At 64.4% G+C, this 7,654-nt stretch carries 8 protein-coding genes; 3 read left to right on the top strand and 5 right to left on the bottom strand.

What is annotated here, in order from left to right; translation table 11 throughout:
* A partial coding sequence (locus K2Z83_RS27235; protein ID WP_220598318.1) for a DUF4158 domain-containing protein occupies positions 1–816 on the bottom strand: 816 nt, incomplete at its 3' end.
* Between the two features lie 148 nt (positions 817–964).
* Here K2Z83_RS27235 and K2Z83_RS27240 point away from each other — a divergent pair.
* Positions 965–1,534 carry a recombinase family protein gene (locus K2Z83_RS27240; protein WP_220598319.1) on the top strand — a complete coding sequence of 190 codons (570 nt, stop codon included), beginning with the start codon at positions 965–967 and terminating at the stop codon, positions 1,532–1,534.
* A gap of 19 nt (positions 1,535–1,553) precedes the next feature.
* Positions 1,554–1,937, top strand: coding sequence for a hypothetical protein (locus K2Z83_RS27245; protein WP_220598320.1), 384 nt, complete (start codon positions 1,554–1,556; stop codon positions 1,935–1,937).
* 505 nt (positions 1,938–2,442) lie between these two features.
* Here K2Z83_RS27245 and K2Z83_RS27250 read toward each other — a convergent pair.
* From K2Z83_RS27250 to K2Z83_RS27265, 4 genes are all read right to left on the bottom strand, one after another.
* Positions 2,443–2,643: a hypothetical protein gene (locus tag K2Z83_RS27250; protein ID WP_220598321.1), complete on the bottom strand. Its 201-nt coding sequence runs from the start codon at positions 2,641–2,643 to the stop codon at positions 2,443–2,445.
* Positions 2,627–3,445 carry an IS21-like element helper ATPase IstB gene (istB, locus tag K2Z83_RS27255; RefSeq protein WP_220598322.1) on the bottom strand — a complete coding sequence of 273 codons (819 nt, stop codon included), beginning with the start codon at positions 3,443–3,445 and terminating at the stop codon, positions 2,627–2,629. The genes K2Z83_RS27250 and istB overlap by 17 nt, the downstream gene beginning before the upstream one ends.
* A complete protein-coding gene (gene istA / locus K2Z83_RS27260; protein WP_220598323.1) occupies positions 3,442–4,959 on the bottom strand; it encodes an IS21 family transposase in 1,518 nt (505 codons plus the stop codon). The genes istB and istA overlap by 4 nt, the downstream gene beginning before the upstream one ends.
* Positions 4,960–5,067: 108 nt before the next feature.
* Complete coding sequence (locus K2Z83_RS27265) at positions 5,068–6,213, bottom strand: DUF4158 domain-containing protein (RefSeq protein WP_220598324.1); 1,146 nt, start codon at positions 6,211–6,213, stop codon at positions 5,068–5,070.
* A gap of 217 nt (positions 6,214–6,430) precedes the next feature.
* Between K2Z83_RS27265 and K2Z83_RS27270 the strand changes: the two genes are divergently transcribed.
* Positions 6,431–7,654: IS4 family transposase (locus K2Z83_RS27270; RefSeq protein WP_220598325.1), on the top strand; the 1,224-nt coding region annotated here is incomplete at its 3' end.

Genomic DNA, 7,654 nt, shown 5'->3' on the forward strand with positions numbered 1-7,654 from the left:
GTAGTAGTCTGCCAGTGAGGCGTAGTAGGCGACGGCATCAGGCGAGATCTCCAGCTGCGGGACGACGCGCATGGCGAGGTGGTAGAGCGGGCGCAGGGTGTCGCCACGGCCCACCTCCGCCCGCATCCCCTTGAGCCGGAAGTCACTGGGCTCGTGCTTGAGCCTGGTCACGAGGTACATGCCGTCGGTCTCGGCGATGAGCTGGTCGAGGGCGGCCATGTCCGCCGGGCTCAGCTGCGCGCGCAGGATGTCGTTCACACGCCGCTGCTCGATGGTCAGCGCCTTGCCGATGAGCTCCTGCATGGTCGTGTAGCCGGGCAGGATGAGACGCTTCTCTGAGAGATACCGCAGCAGCTCGCGGAAGAGGTAGAGCGGCTTGGTGCTGAGCCGGGCGAGCTGCTGTGCCCGCTCAAAGAGCTGGCCTCGCTCGACGGCGTGGCAGGGCCGATACCCGAAAAGCTCCTGGATGATAGCGCGCTGGCTAAGCCTGGCGGGCTTGGTGATCGGCGCGAAGGCCGCCCGGATCTCAGGTGGGAAGTGGCGAGCGAGGATCGCCGCCACATCGTCGGCGACCTGGGCGAAGGTGAGGGTGAAGAACTGCTGCTTGGCCTTGAAGTAGCCGAGCTGGAGGATGAAGCTGACCTGGGAAGGAAGCGAGCGTAAGCGGCGACAGACCGCCTGCTCGGCCGCAGTGAGGGTAAAATAGAGCTGGCGCTCATCGGGGGTGAAGCGCGGGAGCCCGTAGAGGTCGTCAATCTCGTGGTCATCCAGGATGTGCAGTCGCTTCTGCCGACCAACCTCACGCCCACGCGCCACTTGCGCCTCCTCTTCTGCGAACGGCCGCGGCCGTGGCGACCGTCTCACAAGGTATACCTGTTGAGCCATCGCAAAAGGATGTCTCAATTTATGGCGTATACTACCATTCTCTGAGCCTCTTACAGATAGTGAGACACGGAGGTGGGCGATGGCGCTGGTCGGCTACGCACGGGTGAGTTCGGTGGGGCAGAGCCTGGAGGTGCAGCTGGAGAAGCTGAGACACTGCGATAAACTCTACCAGGAGCAGCGGAGTGCGACGGGCAAGCGCCCCCGACTGGCCGCCTGCCTTGAATACGTGCGCGAGAACGACACCCTGGTGGTCACGCGCCTTGATCGCCTGGCCCGCTCAACGCTGCACCTTTGCCAGATCGCTGAGGAGCTGCGGCGCAAAGATGTCCACCTCCAGGTGCTCGACCAGCAGATCCACACCAACGACGCGACGGGCCGACTGCTCTTCCATATGCTGGGAGCCATCGCCCAGTTTGAGACCGAGCTGCGGGCCGAGCGCCAGATAGACGGCATTCAGCTTGCCAAGGCCCGGGGCGTCGTGTTTGGCCGCAGCAAGCAGCTCACACCGACTCAGGTCGCCGAGCTTCAGGCACGGCGACAGCAGGGCGTGTTGATCCGCACGCTGATGCAGGATTATCACATTTCTAAAGCAACCGTCTACCGCTACCTGCACATGGCAACTCAACCAGCCAAAGAGCCAGTGCTATAGGCAGGGCTATAGGAATCGAATGTCATATCGAGGTAAACTCATTTTTGTCATCCTGATTTTCCCGGTCTTGATGGCGATTTTTGCTTTCTGGGGAGGCTTCTTTTCGGGTTCGCTGGAGCAATACGTTGGTATGTTTACAGGCGCTATCTTGGGAATACATTTGTGCTGGTATTTAACAGAGAGATGGGATGCAGAAAGGCTGCGGTCAGTTGAGCATGAAAACGTATCCTTTTTGTCACGGGATGAAGCACTATTAGGACACGGAGCTTTTATCTTTGTCGCGCTCGCTGTTGTCGCTTCAATTCTTGGAATGGATCTAAGCGCAATATACGGCCCATTTTCTGCTTTCCTAGTTGTTATAGGATGCGGCTATGTAGTTGCCCGCCTAATCATCCAGCGATAGCGCTCCTTGCACACGTTACCGTTTGCTTTACCTTTTCGGGGCGTTCTGCAAAAACCCCCTACATCGCCGGAGTGGAGTTCGCTTGCCAGACAGACAAAGACGCACGCCTCCAGCTGCTTTCGGTCCAGCACGCGCTCGCCGCCCACCCGGGTCACGACCAGTCGCTGCCAGGCCTCAGGGGCAAAGCTCAGGTCGAGTGTCGCCGGGAGGTAGGCTGGTTTCTGATGCTGGTGCGCGCGGATCAGCTCCAGGGCTGTGAGCAAAGAGGTGTCCTGACTTGTGGAGACCAGGGTCAGGGCCTCAACGAGCCGAAAACAGAGGCTGCGATGGCTGCGGTACTCCTTCCAGACTAGCGGCAGGTGGTTGTTGCCGGTTGTAAATTCCAGCTGTCAAGTCGGCACTTTTCCAGTTTAAAAACCGGCACCGGTACCGTGTATCGTGACGCCAGATCGTGACCGTGTGCGGGGCAGCTGGCGGTGTCCCTGCCCCTGGTCGTCGCCCAGCCCTACCGCCGCTCGAAGCCCCAGCGCACCAGGCTTTCAATCCGCCGCAGCCGGTCGAAGTGCTCCGGGTGTGCGTCCCACGGCAGCGCGCGTCGGCAGATATCCAGCGTGAACAGCAGCTCCTCTAGATCGACCTGCGGGTCGCGCTGCGGGAGGCCGTGCCTGGGCTGCGGCGCGGCGGGGTGCTCAGGCTCCGGGTGCATGGCGTGCCTCCTCCCCGCTCGGCAGCCCGGTCCGCGTTGGTTCGCTCATCGGCGGCAGCCCAACCGCCGCCTTGCCCCGCAATCGGTAGGACGCCCCCCGCAGGTAGAACACCTCGCCGTGGTGCAGCAGCCGGTCGAGGATCGCCATCATCAGCGTGCTGTCGCCGCCCACCAACTCGCCCCACGTCGTCAGGCTCTTGTTCGAGGTGATCACCGTCGCGCCGTGGCCGTAGCGCCCGCTCACCAGCTCGTACAGCACCGGCCCCAGCTGCGGGTCCACGCTCAGGTAGCCAAACTCGTCGAGGATGAGCAGCTGACAGCGCAGCAGCCCCTGGAGCAGCGCGCTGACCGCCGCCCGGTCCGGTGCCGCCAGCACCTGGTTGGCCAGCTGCTGGGCGGTCAGGAAGCGCACGCTGTAGCCCAGTTGCACCATGCGCGTGCCAATCGCCACCGCCAGATGGGTCTTGCCCAAGCCGCTCGGCCCAATCAAGATCAGCCCACCGGCCTTCTCGACAAACGCACTGTCGAAGTAGCGCATCATCACCGCCCGCTTCAGCTCCGGCCGGGCCTGCCAGTCGAATTGCTCCAGCGTCGCCGCGTACGGGAAGTGCGCCTGGGCCAGCCGGCGTCGGATCTGGTTCTCGTGTCGGCCCAGCAGTTCCTCGGCGAGCAGCTCGTCGAGAAACTCGCCATAGCCGAGCTGGTGCTCCTCGGCCTGGGCAATCGCGCTGGCCACCACCGCCTGCATGCGCCCCAGCTTGAGCTGGCGCAGCTTCTGCTCAATCGCCTGGGCGACGCTCATTGGGCACCTCCCGCCACCAGCGCGCGGTTGGCGACGTACTGCTCATAGTCGGCCAGGTCGCGTGCGACCGCTGCCTGGGGTCGCTGGAGCGCGACGGGCAGGCCCACCGGCTGCTCCTGCCGGCGCGGTGGCGGCAGCGCCTGGGGCTGGGCGAGGATGGCCTGCACATACTCGGCACCCACCGTCTGGGCCTCCACGGCCAGCTCGATAGCGGCCACAAACGCGGCAACCCCGGCCTGCTGGGCCAGCTGATACAGCGTGACCATCTCGTGCTCCATCGCGGCATAGCGGGCGCGACAGACCTGGCTGACGTAGTCGGCCGCCTGTGGCGACAACTGGACCAGCCAGTCGCGGTAGGCCATCACCCGCGCCCGCGGTTTGCGGGCAAACACCGGCTCGTAATGCTCGGGAATGACCACCCGCTGGTGTCGGCCGAACTGGCGCGGGTGGGTCGCCACCAGCGTGTCGCCGGCGTAGAGTGCGAGCCGGGTCGGGTGGATGCGCACGGTGAGCAGCTGCCCGACCAGGCGGACCGGCACCGAGTAGCGGTTGGTGGCGAGATTGACCAGGCTCTCGCGCGAGACCTTGAGCGTGTCGAAGAAGCCGTAATCGTGGGCGACGGCGGGCAATGGGCTGAACTTGGGCTGCTCCTCCCCCAGCAGCTCCGCTGGCGTGCGCTCGGTGGCGTCGGACTCGCGCTCGACATTGACCCGATGCAGCCAGCCGGTGGCCTCCTCGGCGAGGTGGGCATCGTCGCGAAAGCTGCGCCCGAGCAGAAAGTTGTGCTTGACGAACTTGACCAGGTTCTCAACACTGCCCTTCTGGGTGGGGGCGCCCGGGTCGCAGGCATCGGGCAGAAAGCCGAACTCGGCGGCGCACGTGGCGTAGGCCGGGTGCCAGATGGGCTGGTTGGCGTGGTCGCGCCCGAGCACCACGGTCTTCATGTTGTCGGTGGTGACCACCCAGGGCACGCCGCCGATGGCGACAAACACGGCAATGAGGCAGCGCAGCAGGGTCTCCTCGCGCATCTCCGTGGTGAAGCGCACCCACATCCAGCGGCTGTATTTGAGCCGGGCGGCGAAGAAGTAGCGGGTCTGGCCGGCGAGGTCGGCGCGGGTGAAGGGGAAGCGCCGCACCTCGCCCCAGTCGATCTGGAGCAGTTCGCCGGCCAAGCCATTGAAGCGCACGGGTACGTCCCCGGGGAGGCCCTTGCGGGCCTGCTTGAGCGGGCGGACGTAGTCGTAGAAGGCGGCCGGGCTGCCCCGATAGGGGTGGTCGGGGTGCTGGCGGGCCTCCTCGAGCATGCGCTGGACGCTCCACTGCTGGTCGAGCCAGGTGGCGATCTGCGGGCCGAATACGGCGATGGTGCTGCTGCGCTGACGCGGCGCCGGCTGCTGGTCAATCGGCTCCTTGAGCACCCGCGTGATGGTGTCGCGATGATGGCCGGTAAAGGCCGCGATCTCGGTCTTGCTCCAGCCCTTCTGGTGGAGGTAGTGAATGGTCGCGCGATCCATAAGGTTCAGCATCCTGTCCGTCGCCCTTCTGCGTGCTCGCCGTCGCCTGTCCGTGATGGTAGCGGACAGGCGGCGTACCGCACAAGAGCGCCGATGGGATGCCGGTTTTTAAACTGGAAAAGTGCCGATTTCTAGACTGTAGTTTACACCGGTGAACGCCCGCATCTCCGAGCAGCGGTCGTGGAGTGAGGCTGGCCCGCCGGCGCCGTCAAGGATTGCGGCGATCTGCGTGTCACGCGCCTCAGGAGTGGCAGTCGCATGCGCCTCCAGGACGGCCTGAAAGGTGGCGAGGAGCTGGTCGACGGCGTTCTGGTGGGTGCGCTGAAGCTCCTCCAGTTTCTTGCGCGCGGCGCGCTGGAAGGCGCCGACGCGCTTGATGAACATGGAGACCAGGGCGTCGCGGGTCTGGGCCTGCGCCTGATGCACCAGGCAGACCGCGAGCAGAAGCTTCCGGGGCTCGGCCAGGTCGCGCACCTCGGCGGCGTCGAGGACGCGGGCCTCTGCGGCGAGCTGCTGCACTTTGCGTGGGGCGACGCCATTGAGGATGAGGGTGAACCGGCCGAGCTGCTCGACCCAGGTCAGATGGTCGAGCAGCTCGGAAAAGTGCTCGAAGGTGGCCGGCTCGGGCAGGCGTTTGAGGTCGTTCCAGAGTGTGAAGGGACGGTCGGGGGCGGGGGTAGGCAAAGCGAGTAGACGGGCGACATCGGCTTCCGTCAGGCGGCTCCGCAGGAGCGCGGCGAGACGGGACTGAGAGAGGGTGCGTACCCGACGAGCCAGGCGGTCGAGGGTGCTGAAGGCCGGAAACTCGGCCCGCTGCTTGTAGAGCAGTTCGAGGGTGACATTGATCAGGTCGACGGGTGCGTCGCTCGTCTCGGCGGCCTGGAGCATGGCCACGAGGGCGAGGTGACGAACGGTGCGGCCGTGACTGATGAGGCCCTGGTGCTCGCGGATACGCTGGATGTAGGTCTTGACGGAACGGCTGGAGACCCCGAAGATGGAGACAGTTTCGGGCAGGGCCAGGGCCCGCCGCAGGTGGGCGATGACCGACTCCGGGACGAGGGAGAGCACGGGAAAGTAGCCGAGATGCTGGACGGCCTTGAGCAGGACGGCGCAGCAGAGCAGGCCGGCGGGGCGGCGAGTGCTTTCGCGGAGCCACTCCCGCTCCTCGGCGGTGAGCGTGTAATGGCGCTCCAGCTCGACGAGCGACGGGGTACGGTGGTAGACGGGGTAGGCCGTGCGGTCGATGGACGCCATACGGGGGCGGCCTTTCAGTTGTCGGACGTGGGGGCGGGGGATGTCTGCTACGGGAGTATAGCAGACATGAACAGGCTGAAAACACGCCCTTCATATCTGCTAAGACCATTGGTCACAAGTTAAGGGTTCGGCGTATTTGTCAAATGGCGGCGTGTCAGCATATCGATATATCGCTATCGTCGTTTGACACCCGTATCCGTTTGGCTAGACTGGAGGCATGAGCGACAAAAAACCTAAGAAGAGTAGTGTGCGGCATACGCGGGCCATCCAGCGCGACCGCACCAAGCGTCCCAATACGGCCCCACCCGACGAACTTGTCGAACAGCGGCTGGAGGATGTCGTCCATCCGGCAACCTTGAATCAGGTGGCCCACTTTCATGACCTGGGCTTGCGTGAACGGACGCTGAATCTGCCGGTGATGATGGCCTTCGTGCTGAGCCTTATCTGGCGGCAGATCGGCTCGGTCACCGAAGCGGTGCGAACCCTCAATCGTGAAGGGCTGCTGTGGGTCGACGAACGGCAGGTCTCGCAACAAGCCGTCGAACAACGCTTCAGTAGCCTGCCCGCCAGCTTGTTCCAACGGGTCTTGGACGAGATTCTGCCGCTGATGGCCGCGCGCTGGGCCGCCCGCACCCGACCGCTGCCGCCCGCATTGCAGTGGGCGCGCGAGCACTTCACGGCCACCGTCGCGGTAGACGGCTCGACCTTGGACGCGCTGCTGCACAAAACAGGGCTGCTGCGCGATGACCAGGGCGGAGTGCTCGCCGGACGGATGGCCGGACTGCTGGACGTGATCACCCGCCTGCCGCGTCAGGTCTGGTATGAGGAGGATGCCCAGGCCCACGACCAACGCTTCTGGGATCGCATCCTGGCTGGGCTGCACCGTGGGATGCTGGTCATCTTTGACCTGGGCTTTCTGAATTTCACCCGCTTCGACCAGTTGACCGACGCCGGGGTCTGGTTCCTGACCCGCAAAGAGACCCGCACGGTGACGCGCACGGAACAGGTACTGCGCCGCACGGACACCCTGCACGATCAGATCGTACGTGTGGGGTCGACCGCCACAAGCCAGTGTCGGCATCCGATGCGCCTGGTGGAATGGCTCCATCAGGGCACGTGGTACCGCTATCTGACCAATGTGGTGGATCCGGCGTTGCTGCCGGCCGAATATGTCGTGGCGCTGTACTGGCAACGGTGGCGGATCGAGGATAGTTTCAACGTCATCAAGCGGCTGCTGGGCCTGGCGTACTTCTGGACGGGCAGCATCAATGGCATTCAGATCCAGGTCTGGGCCACCTGGATCCTCTACGCAGTGCTGGTCGATCTGACCGACGCGGTGGCGCAGGCGCTGAACAAACCGTTTCAGGCCCTGTCGCTGGAGATGGTCTATCGCGGCTTGTATCATTTGGGTGTGACCAAAACATGTAGATCGCTCATGCGG

Source organism: Oscillochloris sp. ZM17-4 (genome assembly GCF_019599295.1).
Classification (GTDB): Bacteria; Chloroflexota; Chloroflexia; order Chloroflexales; family Chloroflexaceae; genus Oscillochloris.